20 protein-coding genes and 1 pseudogene are annotated in these 21,967 nt (G+C 70.2%); 7 read left to right on the top strand and 14 right to left on the bottom strand.

The genetic code is table 11. From position 1 onward, the window contains the following. Window positions 1-53: 53 nt before the first annotated feature. From BLQ91_RS42605 to BLQ91_RS12890, 3 genes and pseudogenes are all read right to left on the bottom strand, one after another. Window positions 54-290, bottom strand: a pseudogene (locus BLQ91_RS42605) (alpha/beta hydrolase fold domain-containing protein); the annotation flags it as partial. Window positions 291-587: 297 nt separating this feature from the next. Beyond that, window positions 588-1,526 carry an NADP-dependent oxidoreductase gene (locus BLQ91_RS12895; RefSeq protein ID WP_090097031.1) on the bottom strand — a complete coding sequence of 313 codons (939 nt, stop codon included), beginning with the start codon at window positions 1,524-1,526 and terminating at the stop codon, window positions 588-590. A gap of 106 nt (window positions 1,527-1,632) precedes the next feature. Next, complete coding sequence (locus tag BLQ91_RS12890; protein WP_176959713.1) at window positions 1,633-1,941, bottom strand: cupin domain-containing protein; 309 nt, start codon at window positions 1,939-1,941, stop codon at window positions 1,633-1,635. Window positions 1,942-2,003: 62 nt separating this feature from the next. Here BLQ91_RS12890 and BLQ91_RS12885 point away from each other — a divergent pair, with 62 nt between their 5' ends. Then, window positions 2,004-2,501: a MarR family winged helix-turn-helix transcriptional regulator gene (locus BLQ91_RS12885; protein ID WP_090097030.1), complete on the top strand. Its 498-nt coding sequence runs from the start codon at window positions 2,004-2,006 to the stop codon at window positions 2,499-2,501. A gap of 433 nt (window positions 2,502-2,934) precedes the next feature. Here the strand turns inward: BLQ91_RS12885 and BLQ91_RS12880 are convergent, their stop codons facing one another. From BLQ91_RS12880 to BLQ91_RS12860, 5 genes are all read right to left on the bottom strand, one after another. Next, window positions 2,935-4,182: an extracellular catalytic domain type 1 short-chain-length polyhydroxyalkanoate depolymerase gene (locus BLQ91_RS12880; RefSeq protein ID WP_090097029.1), complete on the bottom strand. Its 1,248-nt coding sequence runs from the start codon at window positions 4,180-4,182 to the stop codon at window positions 2,935-2,937. A gap of 136 nt (window positions 4,183-4,318) precedes the next feature. Next, window positions 4,319-5,248: a PDR/VanB family oxidoreductase gene (locus BLQ91_RS12875; protein WP_245733372.1), complete on the bottom strand. Its 930-nt coding sequence runs from the start codon at window positions 5,246-5,248 to the stop codon at window positions 4,319-4,321. Then, window positions 5,245-5,409, bottom strand: coding sequence for a hypothetical protein (locus BLQ91_RS41265; protein ID WP_090097027.1), 165 nt, complete (start codon window positions 5,407-5,409; stop codon window positions 5,245-5,247). Before BLQ91_RS41265 ends, BLQ91_RS12875 begins: the two co-directional genes overlap by 4 nt. Then, the gene (locus tag BLQ91_RS12865) at window positions 5,394-6,428 is read right to left on the bottom strand and encodes an aromatic ring-hydroxylating oxygenase subunit alpha (RefSeq protein ID WP_090097026.1); all 1,035 of its coding nucleotides are present in this window, start codon (window positions 6,426-6,428) and stop codon (window positions 5,394-5,396) included. Before BLQ91_RS12865 ends, BLQ91_RS41265 begins: the two co-directional genes overlap by 16 nt. A 91-nt stretch (window positions 6,429-6,519) precedes the next feature. Then, window positions 6,520-7,287, bottom strand: a complete 768-nt coding sequence (locus BLQ91_RS12860) for an IclR family transcriptional regulator (RefSeq protein ID WP_090097025.1) — start codon at window positions 7,285-7,287, stop codon at window positions 6,520-6,522. Between the two features lie 154 nt (window positions 7,288-7,441). Between BLQ91_RS12860 and BLQ91_RS12855 the strand changes: the two genes are divergently transcribed. Further along, the gene (locus tag BLQ91_RS12855; protein WP_090097024.1) at window positions 7,442-8,569 is read left to right on the top strand and encodes a GH12 family glycosyl hydrolase domain-containing protein; all 1,128 of its coding nucleotides are present in this window, start codon (window positions 7,442-7,444) and stop codon (window positions 8,567-8,569) included. Window positions 8,570-8,590: 21 nt separating this feature from the next. Here BLQ91_RS12855 and BLQ91_RS12850 read toward each other — a convergent pair whose 3' ends face one another. Further along, window positions 8,591-10,906: a beta-L-arabinofuranosidase domain-containing protein gene (locus BLQ91_RS12850; RefSeq protein WP_090097023.1), complete on the bottom strand. Its 2,316-nt coding sequence runs from the start codon at window positions 10,904-10,906 to the stop codon at window positions 8,591-8,593. A gap of 531 nt (window positions 10,907-11,437) precedes the next feature. On the opposite strand from BLQ91_RS12850, the gene BLQ91_RS12845 reads away from it, so the two are divergent. Continuing rightward, the gene (locus BLQ91_RS12845) at window positions 11,438-12,133 is read left to right on the top strand and encodes a glycoside hydrolase family 11 protein (protein WP_090097022.1); all 696 of its coding nucleotides are present in this window, start codon (window positions 11,438-11,440) and stop codon (window positions 12,131-12,133) included. A gap of 70 nt (window positions 12,134-12,203) precedes the next feature. On the opposite strand, the gene BLQ91_RS12840 is transcribed toward BLQ91_RS12845, so the two are convergent. Beyond that, entirely contained in the window at window positions 12,204-13,361 is a 1,158-nt protein-coding gene (locus tag BLQ91_RS12840; protein ID WP_090097021.1) for a mandelate racemase/muconate lactonizing enzyme family protein, read from the bottom strand. Window positions 13,362-13,433: 72 nt separating this feature from the next. On the opposite strand from BLQ91_RS12840, the gene BLQ91_RS12835 reads away from it, so the two are divergent. The 4 genes from BLQ91_RS12835 to BLQ91_RS12820 all read left to right on the top strand — a co-directional run bounded on the left by BLQ91_RS12835 (window position 13,434) and on the right by BLQ91_RS12820 (window position 18,924). Beyond that, window positions 13,434-14,177 (top strand): FadR/GntR family transcriptional regulator, encoded by a 744-nt coding sequence (locus BLQ91_RS12835; protein WP_090097020.1) that lies wholly within the window; start codon window positions 13,434-13,436, stop codon window positions 14,175-14,177. A 186-nt stretch (window positions 14,178-14,363) separates the two neighbouring features. After that, a complete protein-coding gene (locus tag BLQ91_RS12830; RefSeq protein ID WP_245733371.1) occupies window positions 14,364-15,743 on the top strand; it encodes an extracellular solute-binding protein in 1,380 nt (459 codons plus the stop codon). A 2-nt stretch (window positions 15,744-15,745) separates the two neighbouring features. Then, on the top strand, window positions 15,746-17,752 hold the full coding sequence (locus tag BLQ91_RS12825) for an ABC transporter permease (protein ID WP_245733370.1): 2,007 nt from the start codon (window positions 15,746-15,748) through the stop codon (window positions 17,750-17,752). A 5-nt stretch (window positions 17,753-17,757) separates the two neighbouring features. Then, window positions 17,758-18,924, top strand: coding sequence for a mandelate racemase/muconate lactonizing enzyme family protein (locus BLQ91_RS12820; protein WP_218130253.1), 1,167 nt, complete (start codon window positions 17,758-17,760; stop codon window positions 18,922-18,924). A gap of 330 nt (window positions 18,925-19,254) precedes the next feature. Here BLQ91_RS12820 and BLQ91_RS12815 read toward each other — a convergent pair whose 3' ends face one another. From BLQ91_RS12815 to BLQ91_RS12800, 4 genes are all read right to left on the bottom strand, one after another. Continuing rightward, window positions 19,255-19,887: a cyclase family protein gene (locus BLQ91_RS12815; protein WP_090097017.1), complete on the bottom strand. Its 633-nt coding sequence runs from the start codon at window positions 19,885-19,887 to the stop codon at window positions 19,255-19,257. An 87-nt stretch (window positions 19,888-19,974) separates the two neighbouring features. Further along, window positions 19,975-20,715 (bottom strand): ribonuclease activity regulator RraA, encoded by a 741-nt coding sequence (locus tag BLQ91_RS12810; RefSeq protein WP_090097016.1) that lies wholly within the window; start codon window positions 20,713-20,715, stop codon window positions 19,975-19,977. A 75-nt stretch (window positions 20,716-20,790) separates the two neighbouring features. Further along, window positions 20,791-21,258, bottom strand: coding sequence for a hypothetical protein (locus BLQ91_RS12805; RefSeq protein ID WP_090097015.1), 468 nt, complete (start codon window positions 21,256-21,258; stop codon window positions 20,791-20,793). 11 nt (window positions 21,259-21,269) lie between these two features. Continuing rightward, the gene (locus tag BLQ91_RS12800) at window positions 21,270-21,815 is read right to left on the bottom strand and encodes a hypothetical protein (RefSeq protein WP_143022615.1); all 546 of its coding nucleotides are present in this window, start codon (window positions 21,813-21,815) and stop codon (window positions 21,270-21,272) included. Window positions 21,816-21,967 lie beyond the last annotated feature (152 nt).

The raw sequence follows: 21,967 nt of genomic DNA, 5'->3' as shown, positions 1-21,967 counted from the left end.
GACCACAACGCGTAGGGCGCCACGTGCGAGTCGACCTCGGTGGTGCGGTCGTCCAGCATCGGCATGACGATGACCTGCCGGGCGATGGCCGGGCCGCCGCGGTCGCGAGTGAGGATCGCCGGCGCCGCCGCCATCCCACCTCCGGCGCTGTCGCCCGTCACGCCGATCCGGGTGGGGTCGATGCCCAGCTCGGCGGCGTGTTCGTGCAGCCACCGCAGTGCCGTGCAGGCGTCCTCGAGCGGGGTGGGGAAGGGGTGTTCGGGCGCGCGTCGGTACTCGACGGAGAGCATCGGCACGCCGCTCGTGGACACGTACCGGGCGCCGCGCCTTCCTTGGCGTCCCAGCGCATCGTGATGCGCGTGCCGTCGTCCGCGGTGGCGTGGTGATCGGTGGTGGTCACGTCGGCCGGGATCGGCTGGGCCGTCCCGGCGGCGCCGATGATCGGCTCCCGCAGTGCCCGGCGCGCCTCGACGTCGCCCACGGCCGACGGGGTGGCTTCCGCCATCGCGCCGGCCATCGGGGCCGGCGCGGTGGCGATCTCGGGGTCCAGCCCGAGTGTCATGGTGTGCTCCTCCTCGGTGGGGTGGTCAGGAAACGAGGAAGACGACCTTGCCGGCGACTCCGCCCGACGCCGCCTGCGCGTGGATCTCGGGCAGGTCGGTCAGCGGCACGCGCCGGGCGACGTCGACGCGCAGGTCACCGGAGTCGACCAGCGCCACGAGCTTCGCCAGCTGCTCGGCGTCGCTGCGGACGTAGAGGTTGACGCCGCGCACGTCGCGGTCCTCGTCGGTCGGCGCGGGCATCCAGATCGTCGTGTTGACGACGGCTCCACCGGGGCGGACCACCGCGGGCAGCTGCGCCAGGACCTCCGGGGCGACCGGGGCGAGGTTCAGCACGAGGTCGACCTGCTCGGTCACCGCCGAGAGCACGTCCACCGCGGTGTGGTCGACGACCTCGTCGGCACCGGCGGTCCGCACGGACTCGGCGCTGCGCGGGCTCGCCGTGGCGATGACGTGGGCGCCGGCCTGCTTGGCCAGCTGGACGGCGTGACCGCCGACCGGCCCGCCCGCGCCGTTGACCAGCACGCGCTGCCCGGCCCGCAGCCGACCGTGGTCGAAGAGCGCCTGGTAGGCGGTGAGGCCCACCACCGGCAGCGCGGCGGCGTCGGCCAGCGGGATGTTCCGGGGCGCGGGGGACAGGGCGGCGGCCGGGGCGATCACGTACTCGGCCGCCGCGCCGGGCCTGGTCATCGGCAGGAACCCGATCACCTGGTCGCCGACCGCGAGGCCTTCGACGCCCTCGCCGAGCACGTCGACCGTGCCGGCGACGTCGAGGCCGGGGGTGTGCGGCAGGCCGACCGGGATCGGTCCCTGCATGACGCCCAGCCGGATGTTGCCCTCGACGGGGTTGAACGTCGTGCCCGCGACGCGGACCAGGACCTCACCGGCCGCGGGGACGGGCCGCTCCACGTCCTCGTACCGCAGGACCTCGGGACCGCCGAACTCGTGGAAACGCACTGCCTTCATGACTGCCCTCCTCGCTGTTTGCTTCGAACTCGAAGCATCTGGACCTGAGAGTAGACCTGCTTCGAATTCGAAGCAAAGTGACGTGCGGCACGTCGGGGAGGCGGCGTCAGCGGGGAGGGCCGAGCACGACGTTGCCGGAGATCTCGGCGGCCTCGGCAAGCAGCGACAGCGGGATCTCGAACCCGTCCGGCCGCGGTGCGCGCAGGTCCCGGCAGGCGTGGCGGAACATCTTCTCCGGTCCGCCGGGAGTGGAGAAGAGCAGCAGGTCGGCGCTCTCGGAGGTGATCCGGTGGCTGTGCGGGACGCGGCGAGGGAGGAAGACCTCGTCCTCGGGCCGGTGGGGACGGAGGTGCCGTCCCCCTGCTCGGAAGCCCTGGTGCGTCGCCGTCGGTGGCCACGGCCTCGCCGTGCCCACCTGTGTCCAACGCTGCCCAGCTCGGCCCTGCTCCTTCGAATTCGAAGCAGTAAACTGCGGCCATGCCCGACTCACCGCCGTCGCTCGATCCCGTTCAGCTCGGCGCCTACTTCGCCCTCGTCGAGGTGACGAGCCTGCTGCGCCACGCCGTTGAGCAGCAGCTCAAGGAAGCCGGCGACCTGAGCTACGTGCAGTTCCAGCTGCTGGCGCGGCTCGGGGACTCGCCGACGGGCAGTCACCGCATGACCGACCTGGCCGACGGCGTCGTCTACAGCCGCAGCGGCCTGACCTACCAGGTCGGCCTGCTGGAGAAGGCGGGACTGGTCGAACGGGCGCCGTCCGCCGACGACGAGCGGAGCGTCACGGTCACCATCACCGAAGCCGGGCGCACGCTGCTCGCCGCGGTGCTGCCGGGTCACGTCGAGGTCGTCAGCGGCCTGCTCTTCGAACCGCTCTCCCGCGACGACGTCGAGGCGCTGGCCGGACTGCTGGCGCCGGTGCGCGACCACATGCGGTCCGCGCCGCCGCGGTCGGCGGCGCCCCGCCGCCGCAAGGGCTGACGTCGCAACGCCATGACGCCGGTGTCCCTCGTGGAGCGGGCGCGGCGTCTCGACCGGCCTTTCGCGGATGCGATCGCCTGTGTCAGGCGAGCTCCTTGGCCTTGACCGGTCTTCAAAACGACGATCTTCCTGCCCTTGTGACTTCTGACGACCCCGGCCTGCAACGACGGCACTGGTTCCCCCTCCGGCTTGATGTGACCGTGACCGTGGACAGGAGCCGAGGCGTTCGAAAGGTCTGATCGGACCAGCTGCCGCCCTGGGCCCAGGTCACACCTTCAGGTGAAGTGGGCCCGCCACCCGGAACCGAAGCGCCCCAACGGCCGAACCTCCCGGTGCGCGGATCCGCCAGATGCGGTTCAGCCGGTTCGGGACGGCGCCACGCACGCGTCCCTGTGCGTCCGTCGAAAACCGAGCGGACGCACAGGGACGCTGCTCAGCCGGCAGCGCAGGCTGTTCCGTTGAGCGCGAACGCCGAGGCAGCCGCCGTGTTGCCCGTGTGCGTGCTCTGGAAGCCGATCTCCACCGCTCCGCCGGGCGCTATCGCGGCGTTGTGGCCGGTGTTGCGGGCCGTGACCTGCCCGGTGGCGGGGGAGTAGGTGGCGTTCCAGCCGGAGGTGATGGTCTGGCCGGTGGGCAGGGTGAAGGCGAGCGACCAGCCGTTGACGGGTGCGCTGCCGGTGTTGGTGATCGTGAGGCTCTCGACCAGGCCGTTGTTCCACGCCGTGACCTTCGCCTTGACCGAGCACGGTCCCGGGGCCGGGCCGGGGGAGCCGGTGATGCCGAAGAACTCCAGTGCGACGGCGGCCATCCCGGACGACGGCAGGGTGTGTCCCGCGCCCTGGACGCTGTAGACCTCGACATCGGCGCCGTAGCGGCTGCGGTTCCAGCCGGGGCGCGGGGTGTCGGTGGACGTCGGCGTCTGGCCGACGCCGAACACGTCCGTCCACTGCTCCATCGACTCCTGCAGCAGGGAGTACGGCACGAGCGTGTCGGCGGTGCCGTGCCACAGCTGCACCTTCGGGCGCGGGCCGGTGAAGCCGGGGTTGACCCGCCGCACGGAGTCACCCCACTGCTGCGGCGTGCGGTTCATGCTCCCGCCCGTGCACCGGCTGCGGCCCGGCGGGAAGTCGGCGGCGTTCGCGAAGCAGTCGAACGGCACGCCCATGAACGCCGCACCCGCCTTGAAGACGTCCGGGTACAGGGCGAGCATGTGGTTGGTCATCATGCCGCCCGAGGACGACCCCGTGGCGAACACGCGGCTCGCGTCACCGCCGTAGCGCTGCACGACGTGGTTGACCATCGAGACGATCGAGACGGGGTCGCTGCCGCCACCGCGCCTCTTCGCCGCCTCCGACCACGTGTCGAAGCACTTGCCGAACCCCGCCTCCTGCTGGGCGCTCGGGTAGATCACGACGAACCCGTGCCGGTCGGCGAGCGAGGCGAACTCGCTGCTCGAGTGGAAGCCGGGGCCGGAGCCGCCGCAGCCGTGCATGGCGACGACGACCGCGGGCTTCGCGGGGCGGGCGTCCGGCACGTAGACGTGCATGCGCATGCCGCCGGGGTTGTCGCCGAAACCGGTCACCTCGGTCAGCGCCGCCGCGGAGGCCTGCGGCGCGAGCAGCGTGCAGGCGAGCAGGGCGCTGCCGAGGAGTGCTTTCCAGGTGGTGCCACGTGTCGTCATCGTCGACCTCCGGTCAGGGTTCCGGATCTCCGAGCGGCCCGAAGGTATTCAAATCTTTGACGGACGTCAATTTTTTGACGAACATCAGGCTGCGCCGTTCGACGAACGACAGGGGCGCACCCGGCGCCCGACCTGCTCAGAGGTCGAGCACGAGACGTGTCGAACGCGACCGGGACACGCAGATCATCATCACGTCACCGCTTTCCTGCTCCTCCGGCGTGAGAACCGAGTCCCGGTGGTCCGGGACGCCGTCCAGCACGACCGTCTCGCAGGTGCCGCACGTGCCCTCCCGGCAGGAGGACAGCACGGGCACGCCCTCCGCCTGGACCACGTCGAGCACGGACCTCCCGGCGGGGACGCGCAGGACCGTGCCCGTCTGCGCCAGCTCGACCTCGAACTCCTCCGAGAAGCTCTGTGCGGCAACGGTTTTCGGTGAGAACCGTTCGACGTGGAGGGAACCGCTGGGCCAGTCCGCGCAGCGCTGCTCGACCGCGAGCAGCAGCGCTTCCGGCCCGCAGCAGTACACGGCGGTGCCCGGCGAGGGCCGACCCAGCACCGCGTCGAGGTCCAACAGCCCGCACTCGTCCTGGGGGTGGATCTCGACGCCGGCCAGTCGTTCCAGCTCCGCGCGGAACGCCATGGACGACCGCGTCCTGCCGCCGTAGACCAGCCGCCAGTCCCGCCCGGCCGCCTGCGCCCACGCGATCATCGGCAGGACGGGGGTGATCCCGATGCCGCCCGCGATGAACAGGTAGCGCTTCGCCTCGACGAGCTCGAAGTGGTTGCGCGGCTCGCTCACCTCGACGTGCTGCCCCTCGGCGAGCACGTCGTGCACGTGCCGTGATCCGCCGCGCCCCCCGGCTTCGCGCAGCACCGCCACCTTCCAGGCCGAGGTGTCCGCCGGGTCGCCGCACAGCGAGTACTGGCGCACCGGACCCCCGGCCGGCGCCAGGTCCACGTGCGCGCCGGGAGTCCAGGCGGGCAGCGGGCCGCCGTCCGGGCGCCGCAGCGTGAGCAGCACGACGCCGTCGGCGACCCGGTCCTTCTTGTCCAGCACCAGTTTCACGACGTGTGTCCCACCGGGTGTCCGAGCAGCCACTCCCACAGTTCGACCGGGTCCTCGAACTCGCGCTCGGCGGCGCAGTGGCACACCGCGTGGAGCCGGTCGGTGCCCGGCACCCAGTGGATGCGGAACACCCGGTTGCCCGCGGTCACGACCGGCCGCACAGCCGGCCCAGCATCCGGCGCGCGGCGAGCCCGCCGGTGTCGATGTTGATCGACAGCTCCTGGTAGCCCTCGGGTTCGTTCGCGATCACCTGCTCCAGGACGTTCAACGCCACGACGTCCTGCAGCACGACCGTGCGGTTGCTGTCCGCGAGGAACGCGGAGACCTCCTCGTCGCCGAGGGCGAAATCTCTCGCCACGGCCCAGAAGTCGTGCGTCGAAGTCTCGGTCTCCGGTGTGATCGCGTAGACGACCTCGACGTGGAACGCGTCGGGGTCGGTGCCGTCGGCGCGGGGCACCGACCCGACCGGTGCGATGCGGCTGTGCAGCTTGTACAGGCACGGCGGCGTGTACTCGATGTCCTGCCAGCGCGCGATCCTGCCCTGCAGGCCGGTCGACTTGGCGTAGAACGGCGGGCACTCCGCGTCGTCCATGTGGCGCGACACGAAAACGATCCCGGCGTCCTCGTCGACCTCCGTCGTGATGGGAGTGGACGCGACCTCCGGTGTCCCGATGTAACCACCGTGCAGGTACGTCTCGTGCGAGAGGTCCAGCAGGTTGTCGACGAGCAGTCCGTACCTGGCGTTCAACGGTTCCATGCCGCTGACGGTCGTGTAGCCGGGGTCGACGAGCCACGGTGCGCGCGGAATCCTTGCGGCGTCCGCCTTCGCGGGGTCGCCGATGAACACCCAGACGAACGAGTCCTGCTCCACCACCGGGTACGGCAGCAGCCGTGCGGTGCGGGGGACGCGGGCCTGCCCGGGCACGGCGACGCACTTGCCGCCGGCGTCGTAGGTGAAACCGTGGTAGCCGCAGACCACCTGGTCGTCGACCAGCCGGGAAGGCGGCTGGGACAACGGGAACCGGCGGTGGACGCAACGGTCCGGCATGGCCGTCACGACGCCGTCGCGGGTGCGCCAGAACAGGACCGGCTCACCGCAGACGGTGCGGGAGAACAGGTCGTGGGTGATTTCGGAGCCGTAGGCGGCGACGTACCACTGGTCACGCGGGAACCAGCTCATCGGCACTCCTCCTCGTGGTGGGAGCCACAGGGTGGCGGAGACCGGGGCCCGAGTCGTAGCACCGTTCCCGGAAAATGGAAGCTTTGCCGGATCACGTGGAGAGAGCGCGGGAGATCGCCTGCGCACAGGTGCGGACGAGACCGGCGAGCGCGTGCGCCGTGGTGCTGCCGTACCGCACCACCAGGGACACCGCGGCGACGACCTCACCGCTGCCGTCGCGGATCGGCGCGCCGACGGACAGCGCGTCCATCGTGACCTGGCGGTCGCTCACCGAGAAGCCGTTCGACCGCACGGCCGCGAGCATGCTGCGCAGCTGCACCGGATCGGTGACGGTCTTCTCGGTGTGGTGGTCGATCGGTCCGTTCAGGACCTCCTCCTGCACCTCGGGCGCGGCGTGCGCGAGCAGCACCAGGCCGACGCCGGTGGAGGTGAGGGCGAACCGGCCGCCGACGCGGGTGAGCACCGGCACCGAGCCGAACCCGGCGATCCGTTCGACGAAGACGACCTCCGTGCCCTCCCTGACGGCGAGCTGCACGTTCTCCCTGGTGATCTGGCAGAGGTCCTCCAGGTACGGCAGCGCGGTCTCGCGCAGGCCCGGGCCGCGGGGCGCGAGGGAGCCGAGTTCCCACAACCGCAGGCCGACCTGGTAGAGCCCGGCGTCGTCGCGTTCCACGGCACCCCAGGCGCACAGCTCCTGCAGCAACCGGTGCGCGGTCGAGAGGGGCATGTCCGCGCGGCGGGCCAGGTCGCTCAGCGTCAGCGCGCGGTGCTCGGCGTCGAACGCGTCGAGCAGTTGCAGGGCGCGGCCGATCACCGGGCCCGTGGGACCCTTCGGCCGGCCGCGCCGCTGCGTGCTCATCGCGTCATCTTCCACCGCGGTCCACGGCGGGGACCAGGATGGACGGTTCCGCGTGCGCCGGGGATGAACCCCGCGGGCGGCGGAGGCGTATCCCTCGGCAGGGCATCGCGGATCGTGGTGTCGGCGTCCAGGGACCTCCGACAGAGGAGCACGGATGAACCCCGCCGCTCAGATCGCCTTCCGCATCGCCGTCGGCTTCGTGGCGCTCGGACTGGGAGGGGCGTCGATCGCGGCACTCGTCGGCCTGGTCCTGTCCCGCACCGGGTCCCCGGTGGCCGCGAGCGTCTCGCTGTGCGGCCGCGACGAGATCGCACCGGCCGGCGGGAAGGACTACCTGGCGCAGAACAACGTGTGGAACGCCGGAACACCGCAGTGCGTCGTCGTGGGGGACCAGTCGTTGCGGATCGAGAGCGCCGGGCACGACGTCCCGCCGCAGGGCGCCCCGGCCGCCACGCCGTCGCTGTGGAGGGGATGCCACTGGCAGGACTGCACCGACGTCGGCGACCTGCCGGTCCGGGTGTCGGCGATGCCCCGCATCACCAGCGACTGGGTGAGCAGCCAGGTCGACGCCGGGACCTTCAACGCCGCCTACGTGGCGTGGTTCCACAGCGGACCCGTCGCCGACGGCAGGCCGGACGGCGCCGAGGTGGTGATCTGGCTCCGCAGCCGCGGCGGTGTCCGGCCGGGCGGCGTGCTGCTGGCCCGCGAGGTGCCGATCTCCGGCGCGCGGTGGAACGTGTGGCTCGCACGCGACCAGGGCCGGGTGCGCGTCACCTACGAACGCGTCGGCGAGGTCACCGCGGTCAAGGGCCTCGACATCAGCGCGTTCACCGAGGACTCCGTCGCACGCGGCCAGGTCTCGCAGGAGCACTACCTGATCGCGGTGGAGGCGGGGTTCAACCTGTGGCGCGGCGGGGCGGGAAACTCGATCGAAGCCTTCTCGGTCTCCGTGGACGGCCGCAAGCCCCGCAACGCCCTGGGCACCTCCGCCCCCTCGGCGTGCTTCGCCGCGCTGACCGTGCAGGACACCTGGGAGGGAGGGTTCCGCGCGGTCGTCGAGGTGGCCAACGCGGGGACCTCGCCCGTCGGGGGATGGGTCCTCGACTGGACCTCCCCCGGCGGTCAGCGGGTGCGGGGCGCCGCGGGGGTGCGGGTGACCCAGACCGGCTCCGCCGTCCGCGTGGCCGGCTCCGCGCTCGAACCGGGCGGCTCGACCACCTTCGACCTCGTCGGCAGCGGAGACCCGCCCGGAGTCGTGCCCATCACCTGCACCCCTGCCTGACCGCACCCGCGCCCGCTCCCGTCAGTTGGCGACCAGCCGCCAGCGGTTGTCCGCCGAGCCGTTGTCGGAGTCCTGCACCACCTGCGCTCCTGCGGCGGTGGACCCGTTGAGGGTCCCGAGGAACTTGCCGCTGTGGGCGTTGCGGAGCTTGTGGGTGCCGTCGCCGTTGGAGATCAGCGTCCACCTGTGGTCGGCCGTGCCGTTGTCCGACCACTGGAGCGCTCGCGCGTTGTCGGCGGTCGACATGTTCTCGACGCCCAGCACCTTGCCGCTGTGGACGTTGCGCAGCCGCACGTCGGACCCGTCGGTGATCAGCTGCCAGTTGTGGTCGGCGGTGCCGCTGTCGTGCCACTGCACGGCGAGTCCACCATCCACTGTGGACATGTTCTGGACGCCGAGCACGAGGCCGGTGCCGGCGTTGACCAGCCGGTAGCTCGTCGCGCCGCCACCGCCGGTGCTCCAGTAGACGGTGTAGTTGAAGCCGTGCGCGTCGTGGAACGGCCCCAGGTTGACCTGCGCCCCGTTCGCCCGCGCGGTGAACGCCAGGGACGACGAACTGGTGCGGGTGACGGAGTTGACGTCGAGGGAAGGCAGCGCGGACAGCGCCGTGTTGCCGTAGTTGCCGGCCAGCACGGCCGGGCCGTAGGTGAGCGCGACGACGTTCGGGTTGTCGTTGGCGGGCTGGACGATCACGCGCATCGGCAGCCGCAGCGTCACCACGTCGCCGGACGTCCACGACCTCGTGAGGGAGGCGTACGTGCCGGGCGTGGTGGCGACGTTCTGGGCGACGCCGTTGACGCTGACGGTCGCGCCCGCCGTCCAGGCCGGGATGCGCAGCCGCATGGTCCACGACCCGCCCGCGTTGCCGGTGACGGTGAGCGTCGTCGTGTCGCTCGCCGGGTAGCTCGTGCTCTGGGTGACCGTGATGCCGCGCGACGACCACGTCAGCACCGACGGCGTGTAGAGGTTCACGGTGAGCGTGGTGCCGTTGTGGAAGTAGACCGAGTCGGCGAGCTTGGTGTTGGTCTCGATCCCGGTGCCCTGGCAGCACCAGAACGTGGTGTAGTCGGTGCTCCAGTTCCCGCCGCCCCACGCCGGTCCGGTGTTGCCGCGCCGGTGGCCGGGGTTCAGGCCGGTGAAGTAGCAGATGTGGCCGTGCGGGTCCGCCGGGTTCTGCTGGCCGATCAGGTGGTTGAGCAGGGTGCGTTCGTAGTAGTCGAAGTACGCGGCCCGGCCGGGGTCGAGCAGCCACAGCTCGCGGGTCAGCTTGAGCATGTTGTAGCTGTTGCACGCCTCGCACGTGTCGGTGTTGAGGTAGGCGGCGATGGCGTTGGGGGAGCGGAAGTGCTCGGCCTGGCTGTTGCCGCCGATCACGTAGGTGTGCGCGCCGACGGTGATGTTCCAGGAGTTGACGGCGATGTCGCGGTAACGCGTCGTCCCGGTCGCCTTGTACTCGCGGGCGGCGCCGATCCACTTCGGCACCTGCGTGTTCGCGTGCAGGCCCGCCAGCCGGTCCTGGTTGGCGGCCAGCGGGTCGAACACCGCGGCGTGGTCGAACCGCTGCGCCGCCGCCAGCCAGCGCGCGTCACCCGTCTGCTGGTACAGGTCGGCGAGCACGGCGTTCATCCCGCCGAACTCGGTGCCCAGCACCCTCTGCATCGTGCTGTAGGACAACCGGGCCGTGCGCCAGTCCACCCACCCGGCGAACCGCAGCAGCACGTCGCGCGCCTGCGTGTTGCCGATGTACCGCCAGACGTCCAGCAACCCGGCGAGGGTCTTGTGCAGCGAGTAGTACGAAACGGCCTTGGGCGACCCGGCCTCCATCGCGTCGAGGTCCGACTCCGGGAAACCCGACAGGTACCCGGTGTTGAACCCGGCCGCGGCGTTGTTCGCCTGGCACTTGGCCAGTTCGGCGACCACGTAGTTCGCCCTGTCCCTGCACGTCGTGTCGCCCAGCACCGCCCACGCCTGCGCCCAGGCCGTCAGGAAGTGGCCCTGGCTGTGGGTGCGGAACGGGAAGTTCGGCGCCTCCCAGCCTCCCAGCGCCGCCGCGCCGCCCGTGGACAGCCGGTGGTTGGCGCGGAAGTTGTAGAGCAGCCGATCGGGGTTGATGAAACGCAGGTAGGACAGCGTCCTGTTCTGGTTGTCGAGCCACCTGCCCGCCGTGAGCCGCACCTCGGAGAGGTCGAACGGAAAAGCCGACACCCCCAGGTCGCCCCGGACCGGGGGTGTTGTGGCCGCCTGTGCCGATCCTGCCGCCGGTAAAGGCACGGCGGTGGCGACGGCGGCCACGCCGGCGGCGTTCAGGAACCTGCGTCGACTCAACGGTGAGGACATGGGAACGCTCCAGTTGCTCGGCTGACGGCACCGGCGGCGGACGGCTCTGCGAGCGAACCTAGCCAGGATGCCGCCTCGCAGTCAACGCCTGTTGTTAGCGCTAACGCAGATCGATGAGGCATTCGACCACGCCTGATAGCCCATCGACACGGTGTTCTGGGTGTGTGCGATCGATGTTGGCTGAGTAATTCTGTTAGCGCTCACACTTCGGAGCGGAGATCGACACGGGCCGCCTGGCCGGGTGGCCGCGGTTCGGTGTTCGGCAATTGGGGAAATGGCCGGAAAAGTGCGGACGGATACGGTCCGGGGCAAAGCGGGTCCACTTCCGCGACGCTAAAAGTTTTAGCGGGTTTCGAATGCTTCCCCACTCGACCAGTCCGTGCTCAGAGAATTTTCGAAACTTCCGGGAAAGCCTCGGCCGTCTTTCGGCGTACTGCCGGCGCTGCTAGTGTCGGAATCATCGCCCCTGCCTCGCCGGTCATTTCGCGCCGTCCGCTGCCGTACCACTCTCGATGAGGAGGAGTACCGCACATGGTTCAGGCCACAGCCCGACCGAGCCGCGCCCGCGGCCGTCTCGCAGCAGGGGTCCGCGGTGCCTGCATCGCGCTGGTCATGGCGCTGACCCCCGGCGTCGCCGCCGCCGACGTGGGGATCACCGCCACCTGCTCGAGCCAGACCGGCAACAACGGCGGCTACTACTACTCGTTCTGGACCGACGGCGGCGGCCGGGTCTGCATGGAGTTCGGCAGCGGCGGCAACTACAGCACGTCGTGGAGCAACGTCGGCAACTTCGTCGGCGGCAAGGGCTGGAGCAACGGTTCGCGGCGAACCGTGAACTATTCCGGCAGCTTCAACCCGTCCGGCAACGCCTACCTCACCCTCTACGGGTGGACGTCGAACCCGCTCGTCGAGTACTACATCGTCGACAACTGGGGCAACTACCGGCCCACCGGCAACTACCGGGGCACGGTGACGACCGACGGCGGCACGTACGACATCTACGAGACGATGCGCTACAACGCGCCTTCCGTCGAAGGCGACAACAAGACCTTTCCGCAGTTCTGGAGCGTCCGGCAGCAGAGGCGGACCGGCGGGTCCATCACCACCGGCAACCACTTCGACGCGTGGAGCCGCGCCAACATGCGGCTCGGCAACTTCAGCTACTACATGATCATGGCGACGGAGGGGTACCGCAGCAGCGGCAACTCCAACATCACCGTGCGGTGAGCGTCCCGTCACCTCGCGACGGGAACCCGCCGTCCCCCACCGCACGACCTGCGGTGGGGGACGGCGGCACCTACTCGAACACGCCGTAGCCCGCGACGGCGTGCGCCCGGACCCCGTCGAGGTCGAGCTCCACGCCGATGCCGGGGGCGTCGGGCAGCGTGATGTAGCCGTCCTTCACGATCGAGCCGCTCCCGTCGGGAGCGTGGACGTAGCTGTCCCACACCTCCCGCTCCTCCAGGGCGTGCCACTCCTGGACGAAGAAGTTGGGGATCGCCCCGCACTGGTGCGAGGTGGCCATCGTCCCCAGCGGCGTCGACACCAGGTGCGGTGCGAACGGGATGTAGTGCATCTCCGCGAGGTTGGCGATCTTCTTCGCCTCCGCGAGACCGCCGCACTTCGGCACGTCCGGCTCGATGACGTCGACGGCACCGCGTTCGAGCAGCTCGCGGAACCCCCACCGCAGGTAGAGGTTCTCGCCCGCGCAGATCGGCGTCCGGGTCTGGGCGCGCACCCGCACCAGCGCGTCGACGTTCTCCGCCGGGATCGGCTCCTCGAGCCACATCAGCCCGAACGGTTCGAGCTCCCACGAGATCCGGCACGCGCTCGGCACGTCGTAGCGGGCGTGCAGGTCGATGGCGAGGTCGACGTCCGGGCCGATCGCCTCCCGCACGGCCGCCACGCGGTCGACCATCGAGCGCAGCTCGGCGGCGTTCACCGTGTGGTTGAAGGGGTCGAACTTGGCCGGGTGGTGCAGGTCGTCGATGTCGAACTTCAGGGCGGTGAAGCCCTCGGCGACCATCCGCTGGGCCCGGTCGACGCAGCCGGCGACCGAGCCGGCCGGGTCGTCGCCGTCGCCGCAGTCGGCGTAGAGGCGGATCCGGTCGCGGAACTTCCCGCCGAGCAGCCGGTGCACGGGCAGACCCGCGGCCTTGCCCGCGAGGTCCCACAGCGCGATCTCGATCCCGGACAGGGCGATCACGAACACCCCGCCCTGCGGACCCGCGAAGACCTTGTTGCGCCGCAGCTTCTCCCAGCACCGCTCGACGTTGCGCGGGTCCTCCCCGAGCAGCAGGGGTGTCAGTGAGTTGATCATCCCGACGACGGCGCCCGCGCCGGCGTCGGGGTTGGCCTCGCCGAACCCGCTGAGGCCCTCGTCGGTGTCTATCCGCACCAGCGTGGCCTCACCGTGGTAGGCGACCACCGCCGTTGTGACGTTCACGATCCGCATTGCTCTCCCGTCGCCGGGTGGTGCACAGGAACGGACTGTCGCGATCCCCAACTTGTCCTATAAGCTGATGACATGCAAAGGGGACAAGAGTCTCCGGACGCTGTCAAGGTCCGGACTCTTCCGGTCCAGGTCGCGGCCCTGCTGACCCGCCGCATCGTCAGCGGCGGGATCGACGGCGGCCGTGCCCCGTCGGAGCTCGACATCTCCCGTGAGTTCGGCGTTTCCCGGGTCGTGGCAAGGGAAACGCTCAAGATCCTCGCCTCGCTGGACATCGTGGACGTGGCGCAGGGCCGCCGCGTCGTCGTGCGCCCTCCGGCGGAGTGGGACTACCTCAGCCCGTTGCTCATCGAGTGGCTGCCGGCGGAGACCGTCGGCGAACTGCTGCAGGAGCTGCACCAGATGCGTGTGCTGCTCGAACCCGAAATCGCCGCGATGGCCGCGGTCGGTGTCACCGACGCGACGCTGGACCGGCTCAAGGCCGAGATCGACCGCATGGCGGAGCTCGAGGCGGACCCCAACGCCTACCTCGAGGTCGACCACGAGTTCCACATGGAGATCTGCCGCGCGGCCGACAACCGCATCCTCGACCGGATCATGTACTCCGCTCGCTGGCTCGGCACGGCCAGCCGGCGCATCACCAACGAGGCGCCGGCCGCGCTGGCCAAGGCCACCGCCGACCACACCGAGATCTACGAGGCGATCGTCGCGCGCGATCCGGACCGCGCCCGCGCGGCGATGCGCAAGCACTTGGCGAACAACTCCGCTCTCCTCGCGGAGAAGGAAAAGCAGACCAGGCGGGCCACCCGCCGCCGCTAGACCCACCGCAAGACCGAGTACTCCGCTTCGCCGTTCTCCGCCGTATGAACGACCCGGCAGCGCGGCGCTCGCCTCGCTGTACCGCCGGCTGCACCGTCGCCCCGTCGGTACGCGTCCGCATGCCCGGACGCGAGAGGAGTGGTCATGGAAGAGAAAACTGACTTATCCAGGCGGACTTTCCTGGGGATGAGCGCGTTGGGCGTGCTCGGCCTCGCCGGCTGCGGCGGCAGTCCGGCCCCGCCGCAGGTCGACGTCCAGGTGCCGCAGGCCCTGCTCGACCAGGCCGCCTCGCTGCGCGGCGGCTCGGTCGGGATGCTGTCGCAGAAGCTCTACGCCGAGGCCGCCAACAAGGCGCTGGACAGGTCGCTTCAGGTGTTCGCCGAGGCCACCGGTACCACGATCCGCAACGACCTGGTCTCCGGCGACGCCGGCGACATGGTGGCGAAGATGGACGCCGAGGTGAGGTCGGGCACCAGTCGCGACTTCGCCTTCGTGAGCGATCGGCGGTTCGTCGGCCAGCTCCACAACCTCGGAGCGCTCACCGACGTCACCGACGTCGTCGAGGAGATGCGCAAGCTCTACGGGGATCCCGCGACGGAGGCGGCCACCTACTGCGTGTTCGGCGGGCGGTGGTTCGCGATCCCGTACCACTTCATCGCGTCCGCCATGTACCTGCGCAAGGACTGGTACCAGGAGAAGGGCCTCCCGCTCAAACCCCAGTACACGTGGGAAGAGTTGCGCGACAACGCGTTGGAGGTCTCCGACCCGGCGAAGAAGCGCTTCGGCTGGGGCCTCACCGTGAACCGCTCGGGCGACGCCAACGGCTTCATCGCCAACGTCATCAACTGCTACGGCGGTGCGATCGCGGACAACACCGGCACGAAGGTCGTGTTCGACTCGCCGGAGACCGTCGCCGCGGTCACGTTCATCGGCGACATCTACACGAACCCGAAGTACACGCCCATGCTGCCGCCGGGGATCGGCAGCTGGACCGACTCGAGCAACAACGAGAACTGGCTGGCCCAGATCCTCGGGCTGACGCTCAACCAGTTCAGCGTCTACGCCGACTCGAAGACGAAGAACAACCCCGTCTACGGCAACACCCACGTGTTCAACGGCGCCACCGGACCGGCGCTCGACAAGCCGCTCGCGTTCGGCGAGTCCAACTCGTTCGTCGTGTTCAAGGGCGCCAAGAACCCCGACCTCGCCAAGCTCGTCGCGAAGTACATGGTCAGCGGGAGCGCGTTGCTCGGTGTCGCGAAGGGAGCGCCGTGCCTCGTCAACCCGTCGTGGGACAAGGTGTGGGACTCCGACCCGTACTACTCGAGCGGTGACCCGGCCTTCCCCGCGTTGCGGGAGCAGACCCGCACGCCGCTCCCGGTGACGACGAAGACCGGGTTCGCGTTCCCGCAGGCGCCGAGCCCCGGTGAACAGGCCGCCACCGCCGCCTACCTGCTGACCGACATGATGCAGTCGGTCATCCAGGGCACCCGGCCGGCCGAGGCCGTCGCCGCGACGCACGCCCGGATCGTGCAGGTCTTCGAGCAGCAGGGCTACCAGCAGTGACCGTGCTGGGCACGCGGCCGGCGCCGCCCCGTCCGGCGCCGAGCGGACCGTCCCCCTCGCTCACCACGTCGCAGCGGCTGCTCGGGCGGGACTGGCGCCTCGCCGCGGTGTTCATCGGGCCGACCCTGGTGCTGGTCGCCGGGCTGATCCTGTTCCCCATCCTCGACTCGGTCTTCACCAGCACCACCGAACGCCACGGCGCGGAAACGGTGTTCGTAGGGCTCGACAACTACACCGCGCTCGTGGACGACGCCCTGTTCCACAAGGGCGTGCTCAACTCGTTCGTCTTCACCGCGTACGCCGAGATCTTCAAGGTGGTCCTCGGGCTCATCGCGGCGTTGATGCTGCACCACATGCGCCGCGGCCGGGCGTTCTTCGCCGGGATCATCCTGCTGCCGTGGGTGGTGCCGACGGTCGTCACGGCCTTCACCTGGCGGTCGTTGTTCGACCCGATCTTCGGCAGCGTCAACGTCCTGCTCACCGACTCCGGCATCGGGCCCGCCCTGGCCGCGGTCGGGCTCGTCGACCGCTGGCCCGCGGAGTGGCTGTCCGACCCGAACCTCGCGATGCCGGCGGTCATCCTGGTCAACGTCTGGAAGGGCATCCCGTTCTTCACGGTGACGTTCCTCGCCGGGCTGAAGGCCATCGACGCCGGCCTGTACGAGGCGGCCGTTGTGGACGGTGCCTCGCCGTGGCAGCGGTTCGTGCACATCACGCTGCCCGGCCTGCGCAACATCATGATCGTCACGGTGCTGCTGTCGTCGATCTGGACGTTCAACAACTTCGACCTGATCTGGCTGATGACCCAGGGCGGGCCGGGGGACGCGACCGCGCCGTACGTGATGGTGGCCTACTCCAAGGCCATCCAGCAGCTGCAGCTGGGCGCGGGTGCCGCGGTCACGCTGGTGATGCTGCCGGTCATCGCCGTCCTCGTGGTGGTCCTCGTGCGGATGATGCGCCGCAGCGACCTGCCGAGCGCGGGCGACCTGGGGCGCCGGCGGCTGACGCCCGGCCAGCGCCGGGCGCTGCCGTGGGTGGTCGTGGTCGGCTCGGCGCTCGTGCTGGTCTGGGCGTCGCCGCACATCGTGTGGAAGGCCGCGGCCGTGCTGGGCGTGTTCGTGGTCCTCGCGGCCGCCGTGGGACAGGTGGTCTCCGTGCTCGCCGCGCGGGGAAACCGGTTCGCCGCCCGGCTGGTCGGCGGCACCGGCAGCGGGATCGCGCTCCTGGGCCTGCTGGGGTTCGTGCTCGCCCCGCTCTACTGGATGACGGTCACGGCCTTCAAGTCCGACGACCAGATCGTCGCGCGCACCGACGACCTCTGGCCGACGCCGTGGACCACCGAGCAGTTCACCAACCTGTTCTCGGACAGGGCTTTCGGCACGTGGTACGTCAACACGATCCTGGTGTCGGTGGCGTCCACCGCGATCGCGCTGGTCTGCGCGGCACTGGCCGGGTACGCGCTGGCGCGGTTGAGGTTCCGGGGCTCGGAGAGCTTCACCGTGACGATCCTGCTCACCTACGTGATGCCGGGAGCGCTGCTGTTCATCCCGCTCTACCGGATGATGAGCGGCATCGGCCTCAACGACTCGTTGTGGTCACTGGTGCTCGCGTATCCGACGTTCACCCTGCCGTTCGCCACGTGGTTGCTCGTCGGGTACTTCAAGTCGATCCCGGCCGACCTCGAGGAGGCGGCGCTGGTCGACGGCTGCACGCGGTTCGGGGCGTTCCTGCGGATCGTGCTGCCGCTGGCGAAACCGGGCCTGCTCGCGGTGGCGCTGTTCACGCTCACCAACGCGTGGAACGAGTTCCTGTTCGCGTTCGTGTTCATCACCAAGGACGACTACAAGACGCTGCCCGTCGGAATGCAGTCGATGATCTTCGGTGACGTCGTGCCGCAGGGCCAGCTGGCCGCGGCCTCGCTGCTGATCAGCATCCCGGTCGTGGTCATGTACGCGTTCGGGCAGCGGTTCCTGACCGAGGGCCTCACCGCCGGGGCCGTGAAGGGATGAGCCCCGTGGTCACGGAGGAACACGTCTCGACGGCGTCGCGGCCGAGCGACCTGCGCATCACCGACCTGCGGGTCGCCACCGTCGCCGGGGTGCCGTTCCGCTCGTCGATCATCAGGATCGACACCAACCAGGGCCTGGCCGGCTACGGGGAGGTGCGCGACCAGGCCAGCGCCACCTACGCGCTGGTGCTCAAGAGCCGGCTCGTGGGGGAGAACCCCTGCAACGTCGACAAGATCTTCCGCAAGATCAAGCAGTTCGGGCACCACGGCCGCCAGGGCGGCGGGGTCTCCGGCGTCGAGATGGCGCTGATGGACCTCGCCGGCAAGGCCTACGGGGTGCCCGCGCACGCGTTGATCGGGGGCCGGTTCCGCGACGAGGTCCGCTGCTACGCGGACACGCCGTCGCTGCCGGACCCGCACGCGATGGGCGCCCGCCTGCTGGAGCGCAAGCAGCGCGGCTTCACGATGCTGAAGATGGACGTCGGCGTCGACCTGCTGTGGGACGTGCCGGGGGCGCTGATCGCACCCGCGGGCGCCCGCGCGGACTCGACGACGATGCACCCGTTCACCGGCATCCAGGTCACCGCGAAGGGCGTCGACCACCTGGCGTCCTATGTGGACATCGTGCGGTCCGTCGTCGGCTACGACGTCGCGCTCGCCGCCGACCACTTCGGCCACATCGCCCTCGACTCGTGCATCCGGATCGGCCGCGCCCTGGAACCGTTCACCCTGGCGTGGATCGAGGACCTGATCCCGTGGCAGCTGACCGACCAGTGGCGCCAGCTCACCGAGGCCGTCGCCGTCCCGACCTGCACGGGGGAGGACATCTACCTGCTGGACGGCTTCCGGCCGCTGCTCGACGCGGGCGCCATCCGCGTGGTGCACCCCGACCCCGCGACGGCGGGCGGGATCGCGGAGACCAAGCGCATCGGAGACCACGCCCAGGAACGCGGGATACCGATGGCGTTGCACCTGGCGGCGTCACCGATCGCGACGATGGCGTGCGTGCACCTCGCCGCCGCCACGGAGAACTTCCTGGCCCTCGAACACCACGCGGCCGAGGTGGAGTTCTGGAGCGACCTGGTCACCGGCCTGCCCCGGCCGTTGATCCAGGACGGCCACATCGCGGTGCCGGACACGCCGGGACTGGGGTTCGGCGACCTCGACGAGTAGGTGCTGCGAGAGCACCTCGACCCGCGCGATCCGGTGTTCTTCGCCGAGACGACGCACTGGGACGCCGAGTCGAGCCACGACCGGCTGTGGAGCTGAGTGGCTGTTTTGATGCTCAGATCCTGTTTCCCACCAACGCTTCTGAGTGAGATGTGCCGGTCGAGGTAGGTGGATCGGCGAGTTCGTCGACCGGTTGTTCACGTGCGAAGGCCGGCCGCGGCTACGACGCCGCCAAAAAGATCAACGGACGCAAGCGGGCCGTCGTGGTCGTCCCGGCGGGCATGACCGACCGCTATCGCCCGCGAGCTGCTGTTCCGGCTGCCTCACGACGGCTCACTCGTTCACGATGGCAATCGCCCGCACCGGCATGGTGCCCATGCCTACAACCGGCATCGGCAACGCCGTGAACCGGGCGCCGCGTGCAGGCACCTGCTCCAGGTTCGTCAGATGCTCGACAATGGGGATACCCGCGCGCAGCAGTCCTTGGTGCGCCGGCCGACTCGGATCAGTGGCGTCATCGATGTTGAGGGAGTCGATGCCGACCAACGCGGGCCCGACGGCGATCAACGCGTCGACGACATCCGGCGTGAGGAACGGATGTCCATCCTGGTAGGTGTCAGTACCCCAATGGCGGGACCAGCCGGTGTGGAACAGCACCGCGAATCCCTCCACCTCCGGGAGGATCGGATCACCGGGCTGCAACACGACGACAGGCACGTCCGCGACTCGTTCCAGCGGAAGACCTGCCGTGTCGTAGCCGTCCTGGTGGTAGTGCAACGGCGTGTCCAGGTACGTTCCAGTGTTGGCGATCAGATCGATCTGCCCGATCTCGAACGACACGCCAGGCGCCATACGGGCAGCGGTTTCCTCGCGGCTCACGTAAGTCGTGACACTCGGTGTTTTCATGCCACGTATCGTGGTCATCCCGTGATAGATGGGATGGCTGAGATCAATGATGCGGCGCATGTGCGCAGTATGAAGTGCTCTCTGACGGCAGCGCTCAGCCGGTCCACCAAGAACGGAAATGGTCAAGCTCCCCAGACAGCCGCTGAGTCAGGCCCGTCCCTGCTCGGCGCGCCACCGCTCGTACTCGGGCCGTGCCTCGTCCGACAACGGGTAGTACCGCCGCAGGTCGCCCCCTTCGGCCAGGCGCAGCCGCGAGAACTCCTCCCACTCCGCGTGTTCGCGCGCGACGGCGAGCACGGCGGGCGCGAGCTTGACCGGCACCACGACCGCCCCGTCGTCGTCGGCCACCACGATGTCGCCCGGCTCGACGAGCGTGCCGCCGCACGCCACCGGCACGTTGACGGCGGTGGGGACGATGTCGGTCTGGGCGTGGAAGTTCGGTGTGGCGCCCCGGATCCACAGCCCGAGACCGAGCTTCTTGGCCTCACCGGTGTCGCGCAGGCACCCGTCCACCACGACACCCGCGCCACCGCGGCCCTTGAAGTAGGTCAGCATCATCTCGCCGAACACACCGCTGCTCATGTCCCCGCGCGCGTCGACGACGATCATGTCGCCGGGTTGTGCGTGGTACATGACGTGCCGGTGCAACTGCTTCTCCGGCTCCTCGTACTCGTCCACCGGGTACAGGTCCTCGCGCTTCGGCAGGAACTGCAGCGTCAGCGCCGGCCCGGCCACGCGCACGCCGGGGGTCACCGAGACCGGGCCGCGGATGAACGCGCTGCGGATGCCCATGCGGCTGAGCTCCGCACTGGCCGTCGCGCTGCCGATCGCGGCGAGGGCCGCGCTGAGCTCGGCAGGCGGGCGAACGATGTCGTGCGTCTCGACCACGTCGGTAGCTCCCTCGGATCCGCGCCGGCCGCACGGGCCGAAGAGTTCGATGAGACCTCGATCCGAGCCTAGTGGTCAGACGATCGTCTTGGGCGCCTTCAGCTCGGTCCACTTCCACCAGGGGTAGTGGTACTCGCCCTGCTCCACCTGGAAGCGCTTACCGCAGCCGAGGCACTCGCAGATGCGGTCGGGAACCCACTGCCGGTCGTTGGGCACCGTCTCGACGACCCGGACGTGCCGCTGGGCCTCCTCCTTCTCGACGTCGTAGAACTGGTGCGAACGGTAGGCGGCGCAGAGACAGCGGCCCTGGGCGAAGAGCTTGATCCGGTCGAGCGCGTGGACGAGGTTGGCGTTGTTCGACACGAACGCGCCGCCGAGGTCCGCGTCCGCCGTCGCCTTCTCGATGGCGGGCAACGCCTGCGACACCGGTGCGAGGACCGCGGGGTCGCGGGTCCGGAAGACCGTCCACACCGCGGAGAGGACGCGTTTCCCGTCGCCGGAGAGGAAGTCCTCGACGAGCGGGGACGAGCCTGCGCCGGTCACCCCTGCGCCGGTCACCCCTGCGCCGCGCCGGATCCGCCGGCCGCGAGCAGTTCGCGGTACCGGGCGACGTGGTGGTCCGCGGGAGTCGGCGACACCACCGGCTCGGGGAGGTCGTCGGGGTCCTCGGCGCCGATCGGCACACCCGCGGCCCGGCACCGCCCGGCCACGCCGGAGTAGCCGTCGTCAGCCCACTCGCCGTACTCGCCGCTCAGCGCCTCGCTGAGGGTGCCACCGCGCAGGAGGTGGAACTGGCCCTCGTCGTCCAGGCTGACCACGGGCGCCCCGGAGAGCGGCAGGTCGTCCGGCCCGCGCCAGTAGCCGAACGCCCGGCCCTCGTCCTCGTCCTCGGCGACCCACGTGATCAGCGCGGCCGTCTCCGCGATCGCCCGCGTGTTGGCGGCGATGTCCGGGTTGGCGAGGTCCGCGGCGGTGAGGTAGCTCGTGTCCAGCGCGGCCGGCCGCTCGTCGTCGGCGAACAGCCGCAGGCTCTCCGACCACGGGTTCGGCTGGTCCGCGTCCTGGCGGCGGCGCCAGACGGCGAGGTCCTCGGGAATCATCGGCACGCCTCTCGGTGGTGCTTGCGGTGTGGTCACCGAGCAGGAGTCTCGCACGCGACCTCGCACCGGGGCCGGAGCGCGTCAGCCCGCTCGTCGCACCGCCTCCGGTGTGGGCGCGCTCCGGACCGGCCGCTGGAAAGGGGCCGTGAGGA

Origin of the sequence: Lentzea jiangxiensis, assembly GCF_900104175.1 — a bacterium.
Lineage (GTDB): Bacteria > Actinomycetota > Actinomycetes > Mycobacteriales > Pseudonocardiaceae > Lentzea > Lentzea jiangxiensis.
This window is presented reverse-complemented; position numbering and strand designations above follow the sequence as displayed.

Excerpts from the sequence above, each read along its gene's own strand:
- BLQ91_RS12885 (WP_090097030.1), top strand. The coding sequence starts at position 2,004 with ATGCCCGACTCACCGCCGTCGCTCGATCCCGTTCAGCTCGGCGCCTAC.
- BLQ91_RS12840 (WP_090097021.1), bottom strand. The coding sequence starts at position 13,361 with ATGCGGATCGTGAACGTCACAACGGCGGTGGTCGCCTACCACGGTGAG.
- BLQ91_RS12835 (WP_090097020.1), top strand. The coding sequence starts at position 13,434 with ATGCAAAGGGGACAAGAGTCTCCGGACGCTGTCAAGGTCCGGACTCTT.
- BLQ91_RS12855 (WP_090097024.1), top strand. The coding sequence starts at position 7,442 with ATGAACCCCGCCGCTCAGATCGCCTTCCGCATCGCCGTCGGCTTCGTG.
- BLQ91_RS12830 (WP_245733371.1), top strand. The coding sequence starts at position 14,364 with ATGAGCGCGTTGGGCGTGCTCGGCCTCGCCGGCTGCGGCGGCAGTCCG.
- BLQ91_RS12860 (WP_090097025.1), bottom strand. The coding sequence starts at position 7,287 with ATGAGCACGCAGCGGCGCGGCCGGCCGAAGGGTCCCACGGGCCCGGTG.
- BLQ91_RS12845 (WP_090097022.1), top strand. The coding sequence starts at position 11,438 with ATGGTTCAGGCCACAGCCCGACCGAGCCGCGCCCGCGGCCGTCTCGCA.
- BLQ91_RS12895 (WP_090097031.1), bottom strand. The coding sequence starts at position 1,526 with ATGAAGGCAGTGCGTTTCCACGAGTTCGGCGGTCCCGAGGTCCTGCGG.
- BLQ91_RS12800 (WP_143022615.1), bottom strand. The coding sequence starts at position 21,815 with ATGATTCCCGAGGACCTCGCCGTCTGGCGCCGCCGCCAGGACGCGGAC.
- BLQ91_RS12880 (WP_090097029.1), bottom strand. The coding sequence starts at position 4,182 with ATGACGACACGTGGCACCACCTGGAAAGCACTCCTCGGCAGCGCCCTG.
- BLQ91_RS12865 (WP_090097026.1), bottom strand. The coding sequence starts at position 6,428 with ATGAGCTGGTTCCCGCGTGACCAGTGGTACGTCGCCGCCTACGGCTCC.
- BLQ91_RS12815 (WP_090097017.1), bottom strand. The coding sequence starts at position 19,887 with ATGCGCCGCATCATTGATCTCAGCCATCCCATCTATCACGGGATGACC.
- BLQ91_RS12850 (WP_090097023.1), bottom strand. The coding sequence starts at position 10,906 with ATGTCCTCACCGTTGAGTCGACGCAGGTTCCTGAACGCCGCCGGCGTG.